We start from the raw sequence: 19,534 nt of genomic DNA on the forward strand, positions 1-19,534 counted from the left end.
CCGTCGCGCTCCGCATCTTGCCGCCGCAACGGAGGACGATGCGAATGATCAACAGACGTAGGTTTTTGATAGCAACCGGCGCGAGCCTTACTGGAGCGGGTTTGATGAGCCGGCCGAACGAGGCGCTCGCCGCAGGCGAGCCGAACAATGCGATCGCCGCGACATTGAAGAGGCTGGAGTCCGAGAGTGGCGGGCGACTCGGCGTCGCCATGCTCGACACCGCGACGGGCGCGCAAATCGGTCATCGCGCGGACGAGCGGTTTCCCATGTGCAGCACCTTCAAGGCGCTTGCCGTCTCTGCGGTTCTCAAGCGCGTCGATGCAGGCAAGGAAAACCTCGAGCGACGGATTCGCTTCGGCAAGAGCGACCTCGTGGCCTATTCGCCGACGACGCAGGGACGCATCGACGGAGACGGCATGTCGGTGGCCGAACTCTGCGAAGCGGCGATCACCCTCAGCGACAATACGGCCGCCAATCTGCTGCTGGCGAGCCTGGACGGACCGGCCGGGGTCACCGCCTTCGTGCGCACGCTTGGCGATCAGGTCACCCGGCTCGATCGCATCGAGCCCGCTCTGAATGAAGGCAAGGTTGGCGATCCGCGCGACACCACGACGCCGAACGCCATGGCATCCGATTTTCGATCGCTGGTCACGGGCGATGCGCTGTCGTCCGGGTCGCGCGATCAACTGATTGCCTGGCTGGTCGGCAACAAGACGGGCGACACCCGGCTGCGCGCCGGGCTGCCTCCCGGCTGGCGCGTCGGCGACAAGACCGGCACCGGGGAACAGGGCACGGCAAACGATGTCGCAGTGATATGGCCGCCGCAGCGCGCGCCGATCATGCTCGCAGTCTACCTGACGCAGTCGAGTGTTTCGCCGGAGCGGAAAAATGCAGTCATCGCGGCGGTCGCGCAGGCGATTGCGGCCACGATCGACCGGAAGGGCTGACGACCGGGCGTGAAGGAGGCGGCTATGCGGACGCTTCCTTCTGTTGGTCGGGCGCGCAAAAACGGCGCCGGCGTTTACTGGGTCGCCCGGTCCTTCGCGCAAGTGCGCGCTGGCCGGGCGACGACAGCTGAGTGTGGGGCTTGAAGGATCAGGCTTGACCGCGCCGCCAAGTGCACGGATCTTGCGAGACACTTGTCTTCTCCGGAGGCTGGCCATGCTGCGATCGCTTGCTGTTGTGATGGCGTTGCTGGGTGCGCAGGTCGCGCCGGTCCTGGCGCAGGATGCGCCGCGCGGCAGCGAGTGCCTGGCGATGGCCGGCGCGCCGCCGCGCGCCGTGCCGGTCAGCCTGCGGCGTACCGCGGCGAAGGCCGAGGAAGTGGCGATCAGCTATGCCGGCCATTCCACCTATGTGATCGATACGCCGGGCGGGGTGCGGATCGCGACCGACTACAGCGGCTTCCACAGCGCCGGCCGGCTGCCCGACGTGGTCACCATGAACCGCGCCCACAGCACGCACTACACCCTCAATCCCGATCCGAAGATCGGGCTGGTGCTGCATGGCTGGGGCGACGACGGCAGACCGGCGCATATCGACCGGCGCGTCGGCGATGTGCTGATCCGCAACGTCACCACCGACATTCGCCGCTACATGTTCGACGAGAGCAATGCGGCGATGATCCGCGACGGCAATTCGATCTTCATCTTCGAGGTTGCCGGCCTGTGCATCGGCCATCTCGGCCATCTCCACCACAAGCTCGACGAGAGCCATTTCGCGGCGATCGGCCGGCTCGACATCGTGATGGTGCCGATCGACGGCAGCTACACCATGTCGCTTGACGGCGTGTCCGAGATCACCAAAAGGCTGCGCGCCTCGATCGTGCTGCCGATGCACCGCTTCATGACGCCGCTGAGCGAATTCATGAGCAAGATCGGCCAGCAGTTCGCCATCGACCGGCGCAGCGAGCGCACGCTGCGGATGTCGCTGGGGGCGCTGCCAGCGGTGCCGACGGTGATCATCCTCGACGGGGTGTAGGCAAAGCGCGGCGCGGTTACTTGCGGTCGAGGTGCCAGGCACCATCCCAATCGCCGCCAGGCGGGGTCGCTGCGAGGGTCTCGATCCGCGCGAGCAGGGTGGTCGACGGCCCGTCGTCGGGCGCCGCCTGCAACGCGGCCGTGAAGGCGCGGCGGGCAGCGTCCCAGTCCTGCGCGCGATAGGCGGCGAGCCCTTCAGCGTAACTGGTTCGCAACAGCGTCTGGTCCGGCGTCAGTTCGCCTTTTCGGGCCATGATCTCATACACGGCCTGCGACCGGCTTTGGCCGAGCACCACGAGCCGGTCGATCTCGCGTACCTCGATCGCGGCGCCCGCCTGCGCGACGGTGGCCTCGGACGCCAGCAGGCGACTGCCATAGAGCTTGTTGGCGCTCTCCAGCCGCGACGCCAGATTCACCGTGTCGCCCATGACCGTGTAGCTCATCATGAGTTCGGAGCCGATACTGCCCACCAGCGCCTCGCCGGTGGCGATGCCGATCCGGATGTCGCATTCGACAGGAATGGCGCGGACGCCGAGCAGCTCGGGCAACTCCCTGCGCAAGCCGGCGATCCGTCCGGTCATGTCGAGCGCAGCCAGGCAGGCCAGGGTCGCCTGATCGGCATCCTCGACGAAGGGGGGCCCCAATAGGCCATGATCATGTCGCCGATGTACTTGTCGATGATGCCGCGGTGGCTGCGAACCGGCGCCGACATGGTGGAGAAATAGTGGTTCATGATGCGGACCAGGCCCTGCGGCGTGACGCCTTCGCTCAGCCGGGTAAATCCCTTCATGTCGCAGAACAGCACCGTCATGACGCGGCGCTCACCCTCGGCCGCAGCCACTGCCGGCTGGTCGATCAATCCTTCCACCACCTTCGGGTCGATATAGAGGCCGAAGGTTTCGCGGATGCGCTCGTTGTGGCGCAGCTTCTCGACCATGCGGTTGAATGCGGCCGACAACTGGCCGATCTCGTCGCGCGTGGTGACGTCGATGGAGCCGTCGAGGCGCCCCGCCTCGATCTCGCGGGTGCCCTCGAGCAACCGCTGCACCGGGCGGGTAATGCCGCCGCTGACCAGCAGCGCGAAAATCAGCCCGATGATTCCGGCGAGGGCCGTCACCACCGCCGAAATGAAGATCGTCCGTTTCTGGTCGCGCATCGTCGCTGCGCCGCTGGCATAGACCTGCAGCAGCATGTCGGCGCGGATCGCATCGACCGAATTGTTCAGCTCATCGCGGATGGCGTCGACCCGCTCCAGCGTCTGCCTGGCTTCGGCGAAGTTGCGGGACTCGAGCTGCGCCAGCAACTGGGTGCGCTCGTCATCCAGATGGCTGCGAAAGCTGGTGATCGCGATTTCGATCCGGCTTTCGATGCGGCCGAGCGCGGCATTGTCCGACTGCGTATTGGGGTCGTCGATGATCGCGTTGATGAGCTGGAGCGCGGCCTGCGCCTCGCGTTCGGTCTCGAGGCCTTTTGCGTCGAACAACTTCAGCCGCTCGGCGTAACCGGTGTCGCTCGCGGGCGACTGCATCTTGGCAGTCGCCATGCGGCGCAGCGACATCGCGCTCTCCAGCGAGTTGATGTTCATCCGCGCCAGATGGCCGTAGGCCGGAATGTACTTTGTCGTCAGTTCGTCGAGCAGGATCCCGACCCGGCCGGCCATATACATCGACAGGATCGACGTGATCACCATCAGGACGATCAACCCGACGGCGATGCCGAGAATCTGTCGTCTAATCGATATCCGTATCATGGGTGCCCGCTCGGAAGCTTCAAAAGAGGCCGATGGAACCGTATGGCGACGCCGATGTCAGGTGTCAAATCGCGGGGGAGAGGGGCCGGCCGTCGCCGGCTTTGCGGCCGTCACATGAAATGCAGCGCGCCGCGGATGCAGACATAGACGCCGGTGATGATGACCACGGCGGCGAAGGTGGCGCGTAGCGCGCGGTCGTGGCTGCCGATGACCTTGCCGGCGGCGATGCCGATGAGGCCGCCGAGCAGGCCGCCGGCGATGAAGATCCCCGCCAGCCGCCAGTCGGTCAGTCCGGAGAGGGCGTAATTCGCCGCGGTGGAGGCGCCGAACGCCACCACCGACACCAGCGAGGTGCCGATCGCCGCGGTCATCGTCATGCCGGTGGCCAGCATCAGACCGGGCACGATCAGGAAGCCGCCACCGATGCCGAAGAATCCGGCCAGCAGGCCGACCACGAAACCGACCCCGATCAGCATCGGCAGCATTTTGCGCGCGGTGGCGCGGGTCAGGTTGATCGATGGATCGCCGCTGCCGCTGCGCTTGCGCAGCATCAGGGCGCCGATGGCGATCATCAGTAGGCCGAACAGGAACAGCAGTTTCTGGCCGTCGACCTGCTTGGCGATGCTGGAGCCGGCAAAGGCGCCGCCGATGCCGGCCAGCGAGAACACGATGGCGCAGGGCCAGCGGACGTTGCCGGCCCGCCAGTGCGACAGCATGTTGGCGAAGGCCGAGACCGCCACCGCAATGGCGCTGGTGCCGATCGCCACATGGGGCGAGGTCACCCCGACCACATAGACCAGCAGCGGCACCGCCAGCACCGAACCGCCGCCGCCGATCAGTGCCAGGATGAAGCCGACCAGTCCGCCGGACAGGATCGTCGCGACGTCAGCGGAAGCAAACCACATAGAAGACTTTCGTTCAGCCGTGCGCCGGCACTGTGTTGCGGCGATTCCACGGCGCGAACGCCAGGACCCGGGCCATCATACAGGTGCCAGTGACGCCGGAAAACACCAAGCCGGCGCCGATCGCGGCCGACAGCAGATAGAAGCCGGGGTGCAGCAGCGCGCCCAGCGCCGCGCCAGCGACCACCATCGAACCGGCGGTGATCTGTACCTGGCGCATCATTTCGATGGGCGGCTTCGTGCTTTCGACGATGGGGAGGCCGGCGGCTTTCCAGGCGTCGATGCCGCCGTCGAGGATATAGGCCTCGCAATCGGTGCTGGCCTTGAGGCGGCCAGCATTGGCAGCCGTACGGCCGCCGGATTTGCAATGGAAGATCACCGCCTGCGCGTCGACGTCGATCGGGCCGAGCCGCGACAGCGGCTCATGGCGGGCCTGGGCGATGCGGGCGCGGGCGTGTTCGTCGGCCTCGCGGATATCGACCAGGACGGCGCCCTCGGCGATCAGCTGTTTGGCTTTGTCGGGGGAGATGTGGGGAAGCGTCATGGCAGACTCCTTACGGTGTTGGCGAGGTGCGGCAGTACAGCCGGTGCAGTTGCGCCATCAGTTGCTCGATGCGGGGATCGGAAATCCGGTACCAGAGCGTCTGGCTGTCGCGGCGAAAGGTCACGATGTTCTCGTCGCGCATTTTGGCTAGGTGCTGCGACAGCGCCGACTGGCTGAGGCCGACCGCCTGGACCAGCGCGCCGACGGTCATCTCGCCGGCTTCGACCAGCTTGCACAGAATCATCAGCCGTCGTTCGTTGCCGAGCGCCCGCAGGGTGTCGGCCACCTCCAGGGCGTTGGCGGCGAAATCGTCGGTGTTGAGGGCGGGGCTTGCGGGCATCTCGGTCTCGAATATTAGGTATTGCTTATTTAGAAGATGCTAATATAAATGTCAACAGCATTCGACTTCAGGAGTTCTGCGCCATGACCAGCACCGCAAATCCCGTGATCAGGGCATTTTTCGACGAGCCGACCAACACCATCAGCTATCTGGTCAGCGATCCCGCCACGAAACGCGCAGCCGTGATCGATCCGGTGCTGGACTACGACCATCGCGACGGCAGCGTCGATATCCGCTCGGTGGAGACGATCCTCGAGGCGGCGAAGGCCGACGGCCTGACCATCGACTGGGCGCTGGAAACCCACGCCCATGCCGACCACCTCTCAGGCGCGCCGTATATCAAGGCGAAGACCGGTGCCAGGATCGGGATCGGCGAACACATCAAGGACGTGCAGCGCATCTTCCGGCCGGTGTTCAACGCCACCGACCTGCGCACCGACGGCAGCGATTTCGACCGGCTGTTCGCCGATGGCGACCGTTTTGCCATCGGCGAGTTGACCGTGGAGGTGCTGCACACGCCCGGCCATACGCCGGCGGACGTATCCTACAAGATCTCAGACGCGGTGTTCGTCGGCGATACCCTGTTCATGCCGGACTACGGCACCGCGCGCGCCGATTTCCCCGGCGGCGATGCGCATCAGCTCTATCGCTCGATCCACCGGCTGCTGGCGCTGCCGCCGGAGACGCGGCTGTTCATGTGCCATGACTACAAGGCGCCGGGCCGCGACAGCTACGCCTGGGAGACCACCGTGGCCGGGCAGCGCGAGGGCAACGTCCACGTCAAGGCCGGCGTCAGCGAGGAACAGTTCGTCGCCATGCGCAACGCGCGCGATGCCACGCTGTCGGCGCCGACGCTGCTGCTGCCCTCGATCCAGGTCAACATCCGCGCCGGGCATTTCCCCAAGGCGCAGCAGAACGGCGTGCACTATCTGATGCTGCCGGTCCACGCCAAGGAAGGCGCGGAGGCCGGGATTTCATAAGCTGCACGGCGACAGCGCGCACGACAAAAAGGGCGGCCAGCGGGCCGCCCTTTCGTTGTCAGGGGACGCGAGGTCTACGACGCCGCGCGCAGGGCTTCGCTCCATTTCGGATCATGGCCTTCGACCGGCTTCATCTTGCGGATGTGGCCGTCGAGTTCGATGTGCAGCTCGGTGAGCTGCTTCTCGCGGCGGCCCAGCACTTCGAAGTGCTTCGGCTTGCGGCGCGGTTCGCCCAGCGTTTCATAGCCGGCGGCGCGCGCTGCCTTCAGCGCCTTGCCGGAATCGGCAGGCGCGTGGTGATCGTCGTGCTCGTGCGGCTTCTTCTTGTGCTCGATGGCAAAGGTCTTTCCGCCGTGCGTGAACCGGTTCACCTTCAGTTCCGAAGGCTTCTGTTCGCCGTCGAGGCTGACCTCGTCGCCGACTTCAAGGGCGAACTGTTCGAGCCCCTTCGGCGTGACGTCGGCGAGCACGGCGCCGTGGCCGGTCTGCACCACGAAGCGGTGACCGAACACGTGGGTGATCTTGCCGGTGACGGTGGTGATGTGATGATCGGGCATGTCTGTTCCTTGCTGGATTGAATGTCGGGAGCGGCGGGCCGGATCGCTCCGGCCCGGCCGTGATGTCAGCGCGTCAGCGCGTCAACGCGGGCGTGGCGGCGGCGGAGCGTCGTCGTCGTCGCGATCACCCGGCGGCGGCGGGGGCGGCGGGCCACGATCGGCGCGGGCACCCGGGCCATCCTCATCCGGGCCGCCCCGCGGTCCCTTCGGCCCTTTGGGGCCCTTCGGTCCTTTCGGACCATGGGGCGGGCCGAACGCCTCGTTGCGGCCGTCGGCATGGGCCACGATCTCGGCGCGGACGATCCCGCGGTCGAAGCGGCCCTGGACCGTGACGGCCTCGCCCTTGGTCACCACCGGGCGGTCCTCGCCGCGCGGGCCGGTATCAACGAGCGCGCGGCCGCTGGGATCCTGGATCACGAACTTGTTGCCGAAGATCTCGGCGACCTCGCCCTTGATGGCCACCGGGCTGGCGTCGGTCATCCTGTCGATAGGCGCGGGCTGCAGCAGCATCACGCTCTGCGCCTGCCAGCGTTCCGCGATGCGGGTGCCGCCGGCGCCCAGCGCCGCGCCGGCGACCAGCACTGCAACGAGCGCGCCGGCGCCCATGGCGCTGCGCGACATGCGCAGCCGGGGCTGCGGGGGCGGCAGCGCGCGCGGTTCGGAGGTGGTGTCGGGGTCTGTCATGGTGGTCTCCTGTCATCGGGGGTGGATGGCAGGCAGACTAGCGGAGCGCCCGAAACCCACCCTGAACCGAACCGTTCAGACTGGGTTAAGCTCGGCGGCGTAGCCCTCGCGCGAATGCAAGGTATGGACACCCCATGAAAGTGCTGCTGGTCGAGGACGACATGCTGCTGGCCGACGAGATCGCGCACGCGTTGCGGCGGGAGAACTTTGCCGTCGATATCGCCGGCGACGGCGAGGAGGGCCACTTTCTCGGCGACACCGAAAGCTATGACGCCGCCGTGCTCGATCTCGGCCTGCCGAAGATGCCGGGTGCCGCGGTGCTGCGCGCCTGGCGCAAGAGCGGGCGGCAACTGCCGGTGCTGATCCTGACCGCGCGTGACGGCTGGACCGAGAAGGTCGACGGTTTCAAGGCCGGCGCCGACGACTATCTGACAAAGCCGTTTCGTGTCGAGGAACTGATCATGCGGCTGCGCGCGCTGGCCCGGCGCTCGGCCGGCCACGCCGCGCCGGAGATTGCCTGTGGGCCGCTGTCGTTCGATGCGCCGACCGGCGTATTCGAGCTCAACGGCCTGCCGCTGAAACTGACCGCGCTGGAATGGCGGGTGCTGCAGGCGCTGATCATGCGCAAGGACGTGGTGTTCGATCGTCTCGAACTGATGGAGAAGGTCTATGAGGACGATGCCGGGACCGATTCCAATTCGCTGGAGGTGATCGTGGCGCGGCTGCGCCGCAAGATCGGCCACGGCATGATCGAAACGGTGCGCGGCCGCGGCTATCGTCTCGCGTCAGGCGGCGCCTGATGCTGGGCGATGCCTCGCTGAGCAGAAGGCTGCTGATCGCTGCGGGATTTTTCATCGCGGTTGCCATGGTGATCGCCACGGTGCTGATCGGCTTTGTGCTGCATCGCTTTGTGCAAGGCCAGATCGACCAGCGCCTCGATACCCAGATCGTGTTCCTGTCGTCGATGCTGCGCGCGGACGGCAACGGCCGCATCAGCCTGGTGGGCAATGCCGACGGCCCGCCGTTCGAGCGTCCGCATCGTGGCTGGTACTGGCAGGTGACGGGGCCGGCCAACACGCTGCGCTCCGCCTCGCTCGAAGGCGACGACATCGCGCGCGTGGCGCCCGCCGAACCCGCGCCGCCGTCGCGTCCGCGCGAGGACCGCGAGCCGCGCGATAAACGTCCGCGGCCTGCCGACGGGCCGGGACCGGGCGACGAGCCGCTGCATTTCCGGATCAAGCAGGTTGCTGTATCCGGCGCGCCGCTGACCATCGTCGCCTCGGCGCCGCGCGCCGCGGTATGGGGACCGTTGCGCGAGGCGATGACCACGCTGGGCTTTTCGCTCGCCGTGCTGGGGCTTGCGCTGGTGACGGCGATGATGTTTCAGATCCGGCTCGGGCTGCGACCGCTGGAGCGGCTGCGCCGCGCGGTGGCCGATGTCAGGCGCGGCGCGATCGAGCGGGTGCCGGCGCGACAGCCGCAGGAAATCCAGCCGCTGGTCGTCGAACTCAACGGCCTGCTCGACGAGAACGCCGCCAATCTGGAGCGGGCGCGGCGCCACGTCGCCAATCTCGCCCATGGCCTGAAGACGCCGCTGGCGACGTTGGCGATTGCGGTGTCCGGCGCACGCGATCCGGCAACGCTGCAGCCGCTGATCGGGCTGATGGAGCGGCGCATTCGCCATCACCTCGGCCGCGCCCGCAGCGCCGCGCTCAGCGGCCCGGTGCGTACGCAGACCCTGATCGCGCCGCGGCTCGCCGATCTCGGCGCGGTGCTGGGCAAGATCAACGCCGCCAAGCCGGTGCTGTTCGCGCTCGATGTGCCCCACGATTGCGCGGTGGCCTGCGAGCAACAGGACTTCGATGAGATGGCCGGCAACCTGATGGAGAACGGCTTCAAGTGGGCGCACGGCAAGGTCGCCGTTCACGCGGTGCGCGAGGGACGCATGGTGGTGCTGAGCTTCGAGGATGACGGCAATGGCTTGCCAACGGCGCAGCGCGAGCAGGTGCTGCGCCCCGGCGAACGGCTCGACGAAAGCGCGCCGGGGTTCGGCTTCGGCCTGTCGATCACCAGCGAACTGGCGGAGCTTTATGGCGGAGACCTACGGCTCGTCGAATCGCCGCTCGGCGGCCTGCGCGCGATATTGCGGCTGCCGGCCGCGTAGCGAGGCCGGCCGACGGTGTTTTGCATTTCGTTTGATGTCCGGACGGCGAATGGAAACATCCAGACACGTCACGCAATGTTCGATTAACCCCCGCGCACTCGTAGTGTTCCGCAGTGGAATCACGCGGAGCACAGCGGCATGGCCGATATCTTGAGCATACTGCAGTCGAGCTATACGGCGTCGGCGCTGACCACGCCGTCGAAGACGCCCTATACCGCGGTGGACCCCGCCAGCTACCAGGGCAGCTGGACCGGAACCTATGCCAACAAGAAGGACTTCAAGATCACCGTGTCCGACGTGCAGGGGTTCCGCGCACAGGTGAAATATGAAAGCGCCGGCACGGTCAAATATCAGAGCGTGCTGATCAAGGACAGCGCGTTCCGGATCGGCGACACCAAGTTCACCCTGACCAAGCCGGGGATCGCCACCATCAAGAATGCCGTCACCGACGCCGCCACAGGCAGCAGCTATCTCGATACGGCGCAGGCCAAGCAGCAGACCTGACGCGCAGGCTTACCTGCAGGCCGCCATTGTGCTGGATCAATGCACCCGGGCTCTGCGCGGGTGACGCTGCATGAATGATTGTCCGTCGCTTCGCGGATCAGGGAATCATTATGCAAATCAACAGACTCTGGCTGGCGGTTGCACTCCCGCTCGGCCTGCTGTGCGGGCTGTGGCTCCTCAGCGTTCCCGAGGGAACTCTTGCCGGCGACTTCTGGTCATGGCGCAAGGCGCTGATCTATTTGACCGGCGTGCTCACCATGGGATCGATGTCGCTTGGCGTCATGCTGGCGGCGCGCCCGGTGCAGGTGGAGAGCGCGCTCGGCGGCCTCGACAAGTTCTATCGCCTGCACAAATGGTTCGGGGTCACCGGTCTCTGCCTGGCGCTGATTCACTGGCTGCTCGAGGTGGGTCCGCGCTGGCTGACGCAATGGGGCTGGCTGACCCGCCCGGCGCGGCCGCCGCGTGTCGCAGAGGCTGTCACCGGCTTCGATGCGTTTCGCGATCTCAAGGACACCGCCACCGGTCTCGGCGAATGGAGCCTGTATCTGCTGATCGCGCTGGTGCTGCTGGCGTTGTGGAAGCGATTTCCCTACCGGGCCTTCCTGACGACGCATCGGCTGATGGCGCCGATCTATCTGGTGCTGCTGTTTCACGCCGTGATTCTGGTCGATCGCAGCTACTGGCTGTCGCCGCTGGGGCCAGTGCTCGGCCTGCTGATGGCCGGTGGCGGCATCGCGGCGCTGGTGTCGCTGTTCCGTCGCATCGGCAGCACGCGCAAGTCTGTCGGACGCATCGAATCGCTGAAACGCTATGACGACAATGCGGTGCTCGAAGTTGCGGTCCGGCTGGAGACCGCGTGGCCTGGCCACCGCGCCGGCCAGTTCGCCTTTGTCGATTTCGGCGGCGGCGAAGGTGCTCACCCGTTCACCATCTCCTCGGCCTGGCATGGCGACGGGCACTTGCAGTTCAGCATCAAGGGCATCGGCGATTATACGCGGACGCTGCCCGATCGCCTGTCGATCGGCCAGGAAGCCACCATCGAGGGGCCTTACGGCCGGTTCGACTTCGCCGGCGCGCGTTCGCGTCAGGTGTGGGTGGCCGGCGGCGTGGGGATTACCCCGTTTGTCGCCCGACTGGCAGCGCTGGCGGCCGCGGATCATGACGGCAACGTGGACCTGATCTACTGCACCAGCGCTCCGTCCGGCGCATTCATCGACAAGATCAAAGCGCTCGCGGCGCAAGCCGGGGTGGGCTTTCACGTAGTGGTGTCGCAGCGCGACGGCCAATTGACCCTGGACCGTCTCGCAGCATGGATTCCGGCGTGGAAGACTGCGGACGTCTGGTTCTGCGGCCCGTCCCGCTTCGGCGATGCGTTGCGCCGTTCGATGATCCTGCGCGGCCTGTCGGCCCCGCAGTTTCACCAGGAACTGTTCGAGATGCGCTGAGCGGGCTCGCGCCATGGCTAGAGCGCAATTGGTTTTGATTGAATCATGTCCCGGCCGCGATGCATCACGCCCGCTTGGGCGTGGTGCTTCGCAGAGCCGGGACCGTACCAAACTCGGTGTCTGTGACGGCTCTGCAGTGCATGACGCCTCCTGACGGAAGCGCATTGCACTGCGTCCGGGACACGATTCAAGCGAACGGAATCAGACTCTAGCTGCCCTTGCCCAGCACGGCGCGTGCGGCCGGGGCAGGAGGAGCGGCGGAGGTCACCGGCACGTCCCAGATGTCGGAGGCATATTCGGCGATGGTACGATCCGACGAGAACCACGCCATCCGCGCCACGTTGAGGATGCTGGCGCGGGTCCATGCCGAGCCTGCGCGCCAGCGCGTGTCGATACCGCGCTGCGCCTCGTAATAGGAGTCGAAGTCCGCCGAGACCACGTAGTGGTCGAGATGGCGCAGCGCGTGACCGACCGACATGAAGCGACCGGGATCGTCGGGCGAGAAATCGCCGCGCTCGATGGCGGCGATGGCGTCGGCGAGATGCGGCGACTTGCTGATGACGTCATGGGCGTCGAGCCCCGCGGCGCGGCGTGCCATCACCTCGGCGGCGTTCATGCCGAAGATCGCGATGTTCTCTGCGCCGACATTGTCGCGGATCTCGATATTGGCGCCGTCGAGCGTGCCGATGGTCAGCGCGCCGTTCAGCGACAGCTTCATGTTGCCGGTGCCGGAGGCTTCCATGCCGGCGGTGGAGATCTGCTCCGACAGATCGGCGGCGGGAATGATGATCTCGGCGAGACTCACATTGTAGTCCGGCAGGAACGCGACTTTCAGGTTGCCGCCGATCGCCGGATCGTTGTTGACGACCTCGGCGACGTCGTTGATCAGCTTGATGATCAGCTTGGCGTAGCGATAGCTCGCCGCCGCCTTGCCGGCGAAGATCTTCACCCGCGGCACCCAGTCGCGCTGCGGATCGGCCTTGATGGCGTGATACAGCGCCACGGTCTCCAGCAGGTTCAGCAGTTGCCGCTTGTATTCGTGGATGCGCTTGATCTGCACGTCGAACAGCGCCGACGGATCGACCTGGATGCCCAGCTTCTCGCCGATCACCCGCGCCAGCGCGATCTTGTTGTGATGCTTGACGCGGCGGAACGCCTGCTGGAATGCGGCGTCGCCGGCATAGGCCTCGAGCTTCTCCATGCGGGTCGGATCGTCGAGCACCGCATCGCCGCAGGTGGCGCGCATCAGGTCGGTGAGTTTCGGATTGGCCAGCATCAGCCAGCGGCGGAAGGTGATGCCGTTGGTCTTGTTGGTGATGCGGCCCGGATAGAGCTGGTTGAGATCGTGGAATACGGTCTCCTTCATCAGATCGGAATGCATCGCCGAGACGCCGTTGATGCGGTGCGAGCCGATGAAGGCGAGGTTGCCCATGCGGACGCGGCGGCCGGCGCTCTCGTCGATGATCGACACCGAGGCGCGATAGGCGGTGTCGCCCTTGCGGGTGGCGTCGGCGCGGTCGAGATGGGCGGTATTGATGCGGTAGATGATTTCGAGATGTCGCGGCAGCAGCCGTTCGAACAGTTCGACCGGCCAGGTCTCGAGCGCCTCGGGCAGCAGGGTATGGTTGGTGTAGGACAACGTGGCGTTGGTGATCTGCCACGCCGCGTCCCAGCGCATGTTGTGGATGTCCACCAGGATGCGCATCAGCTCGGCGATGGCGAGACTCGGATGGGTGTCGTTCATCTGCACGGCGGCCTTGCCGGCGAGGCCGCGCAGGTTGCCGTCGGAATCCAGGTGACGCTTGACCAGGTCCTGCAACGACGCCGACACGAAGAAGTATTCCTGGCGCAGCCGCAATTCGCGGCCGGCGGCGCTTTCGTCGTTGGGGTAGAGGAATTTGCAGATCGCCTCAGCGCGCGCCTGTTCGGCGGATGCGCCGAGATAGTCGCCGGTGTTGAAGACGTCGAGCCGCAGCGGATCCGGCGCCCGCGCCGACCACAGCCGCAGCGCATTCACATGCTGGCCGCGCCAGCCGACGATCGGCGTATCATAGGCCACGGCTTCCACGGTCTCGCCGGGATGCCAGACCGTGCGCTGGCGTTCGCCGTCGACGACGGTTTCCACGTTGCCGCCGAAGTGGACGTGATACATCACTTCGGGCCGCTGCAATTCCCAGGGATTGCCGAAGCCCAGCCACTCGTCGGGATATTCCTGCTGCCAGCCGTGCGAGATGATCTGCCGGAACAGCCCGAAATCGTAGCGGATGCCGTAGCCCATGGCCGGGATGCCGAGCGTCGCCATGCTTTCCATGAAGCAGGCGGCCAGCCGGCCGAGGCCGCCATTGCCCAGCGCGGCATCGGGTTCGCATTTGCGGAGGTCGTCGAGGCCGACGCCGAGGTCGCCCAGCGCGGCATTGAACAGCGCCAGCAGCCCCATATTGTTCAGCGCGTCGGTGAACAGCCGGCCGATCAGGAATTCCAGGCTGAGGTAATAGACCCGCTTGCGGCCGGCGTCATAGCTCTCCTTGTCGGTCACCAGCCAGCGGTGGACGATGCGGTCGCGCAACGCCAGCGCTGTCGCCTTGTACCAGTCCTGCTTGGTGGCGATCGCCGCATCCTTGCCGATGGTCAGCGTCAGCTTGACCAGGATGGCGCTCTTGATCTCCGCGAGCGCCAGTTCGTCAATCGGCGGCGAGTGGGGCTGAAACGGAGCTGAAATGACTGGATCTGACAATATTCCATCCCGGTGCTGTGTCTGTCCCAAATGATACTCCCAATATGCCGGGATCGGAACCCGCCGGCGTGGTGAGGTTTTCACGCGAGCGTGGCGCAGATTTGGGCAAGGACGCAGGGGATGCCGGGGCGCCACGCCCGCCCGGCGCGGGAAGGGGCGTGGAACGGCTGTCGCTGCGCAAAGCGCTCAGTCGCTCAATTCGTTAAATTTTTATCAATGCTCAGTTTTTTCTTGGTGTCCGGAACCGGACATGCAACCTTGAGCTATCACCGCCCTGATGGCTTTTACCGGTGAGGGAGATCGTCAGATCCCGCCACGACATAGGGTGCACCGTGATTCAACCTCTCCCCGCGCCATTTTCCTGCCATTTCGACTCCGCGTGTGACGGGCTCGACGGTGACTTCTGCGCCTTCGAATTTCCCTGGTGCGAGGGATGTCCGAAATCGCCGCTGGAGAAAGCCGGCAGCCTGGAGGACCCGCTGAAATCGAAGGTCTGGCTCAGGTGGGCCAACGGGCTGGTCGCGGCGACCAAATGACCATGGCGTTCGGAATTAGTCTCGGAACAAATTAAGAACACTTTAGCAAGTCTTTGATATAGCATCGTGATTCGGCGCGGGTCGCGCCCTATATCTATGGTCTGTGCAAGCCTGTGAGGACTACATGTCCACCATCGCCTTCGATCAGTTCGCTCTCACCCGTATTGCCGATTTTGCCCGCTCGCTGTCGCGGCTGCATCAGGTGGCCCGCCGCCACCCCGTCGACGACGACCAGATCGACCGCGAATTCAACGCGGTGTGCCAGTCGGTGTGGGGCTACACCACCGACGATTTCAGCGACGATCTGTTCTCGCTGGACGACCATGCCTGGCTGGACACGCTGGACGAGGCCCATGCGCGGATCTTCGCCGCGGAACAGGGCTACGACCTGATCGGCGACGAGGGCATGCTGACCGACTGGTGGGGCTATTGCTGGATGATCCTGGCCGAGAAGCGCGGGCTGCTGACGCTGGAAAATCGCGCCGCGGCGCGCGCCGCGATCGAGGAACGATATTCCTCGGCCCCCAACGTGATCGGCTTCATCGTCGCGCGCTGACGGCGGACGTCAGTCCAGTTCGGCGCGCTTGGCGCGGGCCGCCGGGCTGGTTTTCGGCGCCACCGTCACGGCCGGGACGATATCGCGGCCGGTTTCGGCCATCGGCGCAGCCTCGTTGATCATCTCGGCTGCGACCGGAGCCACCTTCATCTCGCCGAGCCGGGCGCGGACGTCGGGCGTGAGGCCGGGATAGGACGCCACCGGGGTGAATTCCAGGGTCTGCGCGGTGCCGTTGCGCGCCCCGGAATAGGCGACGAGGCCGCTGGTGGTGGCGATCACGTCGCCGGGGCGCAGCGAGGTGTCGAGCGACAGGTCGATCGGTGCGAGACCGGCGGGATCGCGGCCATTGCAGGTGCAGTCGGCGCGCAGCGCCTTGCGATAGGCGTAGGCATTTTCCATGTCGGCATAGCGCTCGCCGGCGCTGGTCGATGCGCTGTCGATATTGCTGCCGAGGAACACCTTGGTAGCGCTGGCCGGGCAGAACGCCTGGCACATCTGCGCCGGGCTGGCCGCGCTACGCGACAATGCGAAATATTTGCCGTCGCAGGTGCGCACGCAGAAAGCGGGGCCGGAGCCCCCTGACGAGGCCGAACGCTGCGGCGGCGGGGGGCCGCGGGGGTGTTGAGGCCGAACGGATCGGCGAAGAAGTTGGTTTCCGGCGGCGCGCCCCTGCGCGGCTGCTGCTTCTGCGACGGGGCGCCGCCGAACAGGAAATCGAAGAAGCCTTCGGCGGACGCCATGCCCGGCGTCAGTGCCAGCGCGAGGGCCACGCCCAGGACAGGCGCAACGCGGCGGATCGGCGACCAAAACCTCGATTGTGTACGCAACGCCCGCTCCGCCCATCGCAATTCCGGCCGGAACGGCATCGCCCCGGCGGGGTCAACATTAATGCGGGATGGTAAACGAGGAGTGTAGATGGCTGACACCGGAGTGTCACGAAGGGCGGCCGACGACCGTGGGGTGGGCTTTTCCGGCCGTGGCGCTACAGGAAGAACACCCACCCGATCAGCGCGAACACCGGCAGCAGGATCGCCGCCGACCACAAGATATAGCCGAAGAAGCTCGGCATCTTGACCCCGGCGTCGCGGGCGATGGCATAGACCATGAAATTGGGCGCGTTGCCGATGTAGGAGTTGGCGCCCATGAACACCGCGCCGGCCGAAATCGCCGCCAGCGTCATGGCCCCCGTGGTCATGAGGGTTTTGGCGTCGCCGCCGGCCAGTTCGAAAAACACCAGATAGGTCGGGGCATTGTCGAGGAACGACGACAGCCCGCCGGTCAGCCAGAAATAGGCCAGGTTGTTCGGACTGCCGTCGGCATGGCTGACCAAAGCGACGAGCGGCGCGAAGTCACCCTGTGCTCCGGCCTGCAGCATCGCCATGACCGGCACGATGCAGATGAAGATGCCGGCGAACAGCACGGCGACCTCGGTGATCGGCCCCCACGAAAAGCCGTTGGCGGCGCGGTGTTCGGACCTTGTCAGCACGATCGAGGCGATGGTCACCAGCACGAAGACGAGGTCGCGCATGACGTTCTGCAGCTCGAGCGTGGCGCCGGCGACGGTGACCGACAGGCCGGGCTTCCAGCTGGCGCTGATCAGGATCGCCGCGATGATGACCACGAGCAGCAACAGGTTGATCTTGCCGTGCAGCCGCAGCGGCGAATCCGGCGTCGGGTCGGCCTTGCTGGGGAAGTTGCCTTCGCGATGATGCAGCACGACGTCGATGATCATGAACACGAACAGCACCAAGCCGCCAGCTAGCAGGGTTTCGCGGAACAGATGCGTCGTGGTCCAGAAAAAGTCGACGCCCTTGAGAAAGCCGAGGAACAGCGGCGGGTCGCCCAGCGGCGTCAGCGAGCCGCCGATGTTGGAGACCAGGAAGATGAAGAAGATCACCACATGGGCGTTGAAATAGCGGTCGTCATTGGCGCGGATCAGCGGACGGATCAGTATCATCGACGCACCGGTGGTGCCGACCACGCTGGCGAGCAGCGCGCCGACCCCGAGCAGCACCGTATTGGTGAAGGCGCTGTCGTGCAGGTTGCCCTCGACGAAGATCCCGCCAGCGACTGTAAACAGCGCCAGCAGCAGCAGGATGAAGGGGACATATTCCAGCAGCACCGTGTGCGTCAGCGTTGCCGTCACCGTGTGGGCGTCTACGAGCATGAACAGCGGCACCACCACGAGCGCGGCCCACAGCGCAGCGAACTTGCCGTAATGGTGTTCCCACAGATGGGGATACAGCACCGGTCCGGTGGCGATGCACAGCAAAATGCCGGCGAAGGGTAGAGCCCACAGCAGCGACAGGCTGGCGCCATTAAGTCCTTCTGACGCGAAGGCGGGGGCAGGGCTGAAAACGAGACCGACGGCCAGCAGCGCAGTGGCGCGCAGGAACCGGCCGGGGTGACGCGATCCGGCACGGGCCGGCGGCACAGTATGAGTCATCTGGTGATTCCCCCGAGGACGGTCGTGTCCAGCGCTAGACGCCGATCCAGGTCAGCAGCGCGAACACCGGCAGCAGCACCGCAAACGACCAGACGATATAGCCAAAAAAGCTCGGCATCTCCACGCCCTGTTCGGAGGCGATGGCATAGACCATGAAATTCGGGGCGTTGCCGATATAGGTCAGCGCGCCCATGTAGACCGCGCCCATGGAGATCGCCGCCAAGGTCGGCGCCAGCGTCGTCATCAACTGCGCGGCGTCGCCGCCGGCAAGGCCGAAGAACACCAGATAGGTCGGCGCGTTGTCGAGAAAACCGGACAGCAGGCCGGTCAGCCAGAAATACATCGCATTCTGCGGGCTGCCGTCGGCCGCGGTGACCGCCGTCAGCAGCCAGGCGAACGGGCCGTCGTGGCCGGCGCCGAGCATTGCCATCACCGGGATGATGCAGGTGAAGATCGCCGCGAACAGGATCGCCACCTCGCGGATTGGCTCGAAGGTGAAGCCGTTGGCCGCGCGGTGTTCGTCGGGCGTCAGCCACAGCGACAGCCCCGCGATGGCCAGCAGCGCGGCATCGCGGGCCAAGTTCTGCAGTTCGACGTGGGTGCCGTAGATGTCGAATTCGATGTGTGGCTGCCAGGCGGCCGAGCCGAGAATCGCCGCGATGATCAGCGCCATCAGCAGCAGGTTGATCAGGCCATGCATCTCGATGCGCAGCGGCTCTCCGTCATGAGCCGGCGTCTCGCGGCGAGCGAACCAGGCGTCGACGGCGACGAAGATCGCCAGCACGATGCCGGACACCAGCAGGGTCTGCCACCACAGATGCGTGGTGGTCCAGAAGAAGCTGACGCCTTTCAGAAAGCCGATGAACAGCGGCGGATCGCCGAGCGGCGACAGTGCGCCGCCGATGTTGCAGACCAGGAAAATGAAGAACACCACCACATGGGCGTTGGCCGGGCGCCCGGCATTGGCGCGCAGCAGCGGCCGGATCAGGATCATCGCCGCGCCGGTGGTGCCGACGAAGCTGGCGATCGTCGTGCCGAACGCCAGCAGGCCGGCATTGACGGCCGGCGTGGCGCGCAGATTGGCTTTGATGAGGATGCCGCCGGCCACCACATAGAGCGCAAACAGCAGCACGATGAAGGACATGTACTCTGCCAGCGCGGCATGGACGAAGGCCGTTGCCGCGGCCGGGACGCCGTAAAGCAGCGCCAGCGGCAACAGCGCTGCGATACCCCAGGCCAGCGCCAGCTTCCCGTAGTGACCATGCCAGATTTTTGGGAACAGCAGCGGACCGGTGGCGATGGTCAGCAGGATGCCGAGGAAGGGTATGGCCAGCGGCCATGTCAATGTTGCGCCGTCGATCTGCATCCGGACGGGCTAGCAATATTGCGGCCAGGCCGCAAACGCGACAACGG

16 protein-coding genes and 2 pseudogenes are annotated in these 19,534 nt (G+C 65.8%); 8 read left to right on the forward strand and 10 right to left on the reverse strand.

The annotated features are described in order from the left end of the window. Nucleotides 1-38 precede the first annotated feature (38 nt). Together bla and ACUXVA_RS09580 are read left to right on the forward strand one after the other, a co-directional pair. On the forward strand, nt 39-947 hold the full coding sequence (gene bla / locus ACUXVA_RS09575) for a class A beta-lactamase (protein ID WP_413776402.1): 909 nt from the start codon (nt 39-41) through the stop codon (nt 945-947). 214 nt (nt 948-1,161) lie between these two features. Next, entirely contained in the window at nt 1,162-1,980 is an 819-nt protein-coding gene (locus ACUXVA_RS09580; protein WP_265080521.1) for an MBL fold metallo-hydrolase, read from the forward strand. Nucleotides 1,981-1,996: 16 nt separating this feature from the next. On the opposite strand, the pseudogene ACUXVA_RS09585 reads toward ACUXVA_RS09580, so the two are convergent. The 4 genes and pseudogenes from ACUXVA_RS09585 to ACUXVA_RS09600 form a co-directional block, all read right to left on the reverse strand. Next, nucleotides 1,997-3,729: pseudogene (locus tag ACUXVA_RS09585) on the reverse strand (adenylate/guanylate cyclase domain-containing protein). Between the two features lie 110 nt (nt 3,730-3,839). After that, complete coding sequence (locus tag ACUXVA_RS09590) at nt 3,840-4,634, reverse strand: sulfite exporter TauE/SafE family protein (RefSeq protein WP_265080520.1); 795 nt, start codon at nt 4,632-4,634, stop codon at nt 3,840-3,842. 13 nt (nt 4,635-4,647) lie between these two features. Next, entirely contained in the window at nt 4,648-5,175 is a 528-nt protein-coding gene (locus ACUXVA_RS09595; RefSeq protein WP_265080519.1) for a rhodanese family protein, read from the reverse strand. A 10-nt stretch (nt 5,176-5,185) separates the two neighbouring features. Then, complete coding sequence (locus ACUXVA_RS09600; protein ID WP_265080518.1) at nt 5,186-5,515, reverse strand: ArsR/SmtB family transcription factor; 330 nt, start codon at nt 5,513-5,515, stop codon at nt 5,186-5,188. Nucleotides 5,516-5,598: 83 nt separating this feature from the next. Here ACUXVA_RS09600 and ACUXVA_RS09605 point away from each other — a divergent pair, with 83 nt between their 5' ends. Then, nucleotides 5,599-6,495, forward strand: coding sequence for an MBL fold metallo-hydrolase (locus ACUXVA_RS09605; protein WP_265080517.1), 897 nt, complete (start codon nt 5,599-5,601; stop codon nt 6,493-6,495). A gap of 74 nt (nt 6,496-6,569) precedes the next feature. On the opposite strand, the gene ACUXVA_RS09610 is transcribed toward ACUXVA_RS09605, so the two are convergent. Together ACUXVA_RS09610 and ACUXVA_RS09615 are read right to left on the reverse strand one after the other, a co-directional pair. After that, a complete protein-coding gene (locus ACUXVA_RS09610) occupies nt 6,570-7,052 on the reverse strand; it encodes a hypothetical protein (protein WP_265080516.1) in 483 nt (160 codons plus the stop codon). Between the two features lie 81 nt (nt 7,053-7,133). Then, complete coding sequence (locus tag ACUXVA_RS09615; protein ID WP_265080515.1) at nt 7,134-7,736, reverse strand: hypothetical protein; 603 nt, start codon at nt 7,734-7,736, stop codon at nt 7,134-7,136. Nucleotides 7,737-7,870: 134 nt separating this feature from the next. On the opposite strand from ACUXVA_RS09615, the gene ACUXVA_RS09620 reads away from it, so the two are divergent. The 4 genes from ACUXVA_RS09620 to ACUXVA_RS09635 all read left to right on the forward strand — a co-directional run bounded on the left by ACUXVA_RS09620 (nt 7,871) and on the right by ACUXVA_RS09635 (nt 11,849). Beyond that, complete coding sequence (locus ACUXVA_RS09620; RefSeq protein WP_265080514.1) at nt 7,871-8,536, forward strand: response regulator transcription factor; 666 nt, start codon at nt 7,871-7,873, stop codon at nt 8,534-8,536. After that, complete coding sequence (locus ACUXVA_RS09625) at nt 8,536-9,900, forward strand: sensor histidine kinase (RefSeq protein ID WP_445491819.1); 1,365 nt, start codon at nt 8,536-8,538, stop codon at nt 9,898-9,900. Before ACUXVA_RS09620 ends, ACUXVA_RS09625 begins: the two co-directional genes overlap by 1 nt. Nucleotides 9,901-10,038: 138 nt before the next feature. Then, nucleotides 10,039-10,404 carry a hypothetical protein gene (locus tag ACUXVA_RS09630; RefSeq protein ID WP_265080512.1) on the forward strand — a complete coding sequence of 122 codons (366 nt, stop codon included), beginning with the start codon at nt 10,039-10,041 and terminating at the stop codon, nt 10,402-10,404. Between the two features lie 110 nt (nt 10,405-10,514). Then, complete coding sequence (locus ACUXVA_RS09635) at nt 10,515-11,849, forward strand: ferredoxin reductase family protein (RefSeq protein WP_265080511.1); 1,335 nt, start codon at nt 10,515-10,517, stop codon at nt 11,847-11,849. Between the two features lie 208 nt (nt 11,850-12,057). Here ACUXVA_RS09635 and ACUXVA_RS09640 read toward each other — a convergent pair whose 3' ends face one another. Then, nucleotides 12,058-14,583, reverse strand: a complete 2,526-nt coding sequence (locus tag ACUXVA_RS09640) for a glycogen/starch/alpha-glucan phosphorylase (protein ID WP_265080510.1) — start codon at nt 14,581-14,583, stop codon at nt 12,058-12,060. 660 nt (nt 14,584-15,243) lie between these two features. On the opposite strand from ACUXVA_RS09640, the gene ACUXVA_RS09645 reads away from it, so the two are divergent. Next, the gene (locus ACUXVA_RS09645) at nt 15,244-15,675 is read left to right on the forward strand and encodes a hypothetical protein (RefSeq protein WP_445491822.1); all 432 of its coding nucleotides are present in this window, start codon (nt 15,244-15,246) and stop codon (nt 15,673-15,675) included. Nucleotides 15,676-15,684: 9 nt separating this feature from the next. Here the strand turns inward: ACUXVA_RS09645 and ACUXVA_RS09650 are convergent. The 3 genes and pseudogenes from ACUXVA_RS09650 to ACUXVA_RS09660 form a co-directional block, all read right to left on the reverse strand. Further along, a pseudogene (locus ACUXVA_RS09650) lies at nt 15,685-16,415 on the reverse strand (DUF2865 domain-containing protein). A gap of 242 nt (nt 16,416-16,657) precedes the next feature. Further along, nucleotides 16,658-18,121 carry a sodium:proton antiporter gene (locus ACUXVA_RS09655; protein WP_445491824.1) on the reverse strand — a complete coding sequence of 488 codons (1,464 nt, stop codon included), beginning with the start codon at nt 18,119-18,121 and terminating at the stop codon, nt 16,658-16,660. Nucleotides 18,122-18,155: 34 nt separating this feature from the next. After that, nucleotides 18,156-19,487 carry a sodium:proton antiporter gene (locus ACUXVA_RS09660; RefSeq protein ID WP_265080508.1) on the reverse strand — a complete coding sequence of 444 codons (1,332 nt, stop codon included), beginning with the start codon at nt 19,485-19,487 and terminating at the stop codon, nt 18,156-18,158. Nucleotides 19,488-19,534: the final 47 nt, after the last annotated feature.

The sequence above is a fragment of the Rhodopseudomonas sp. RCAM05734 genome (assembly GCF_052658035.1).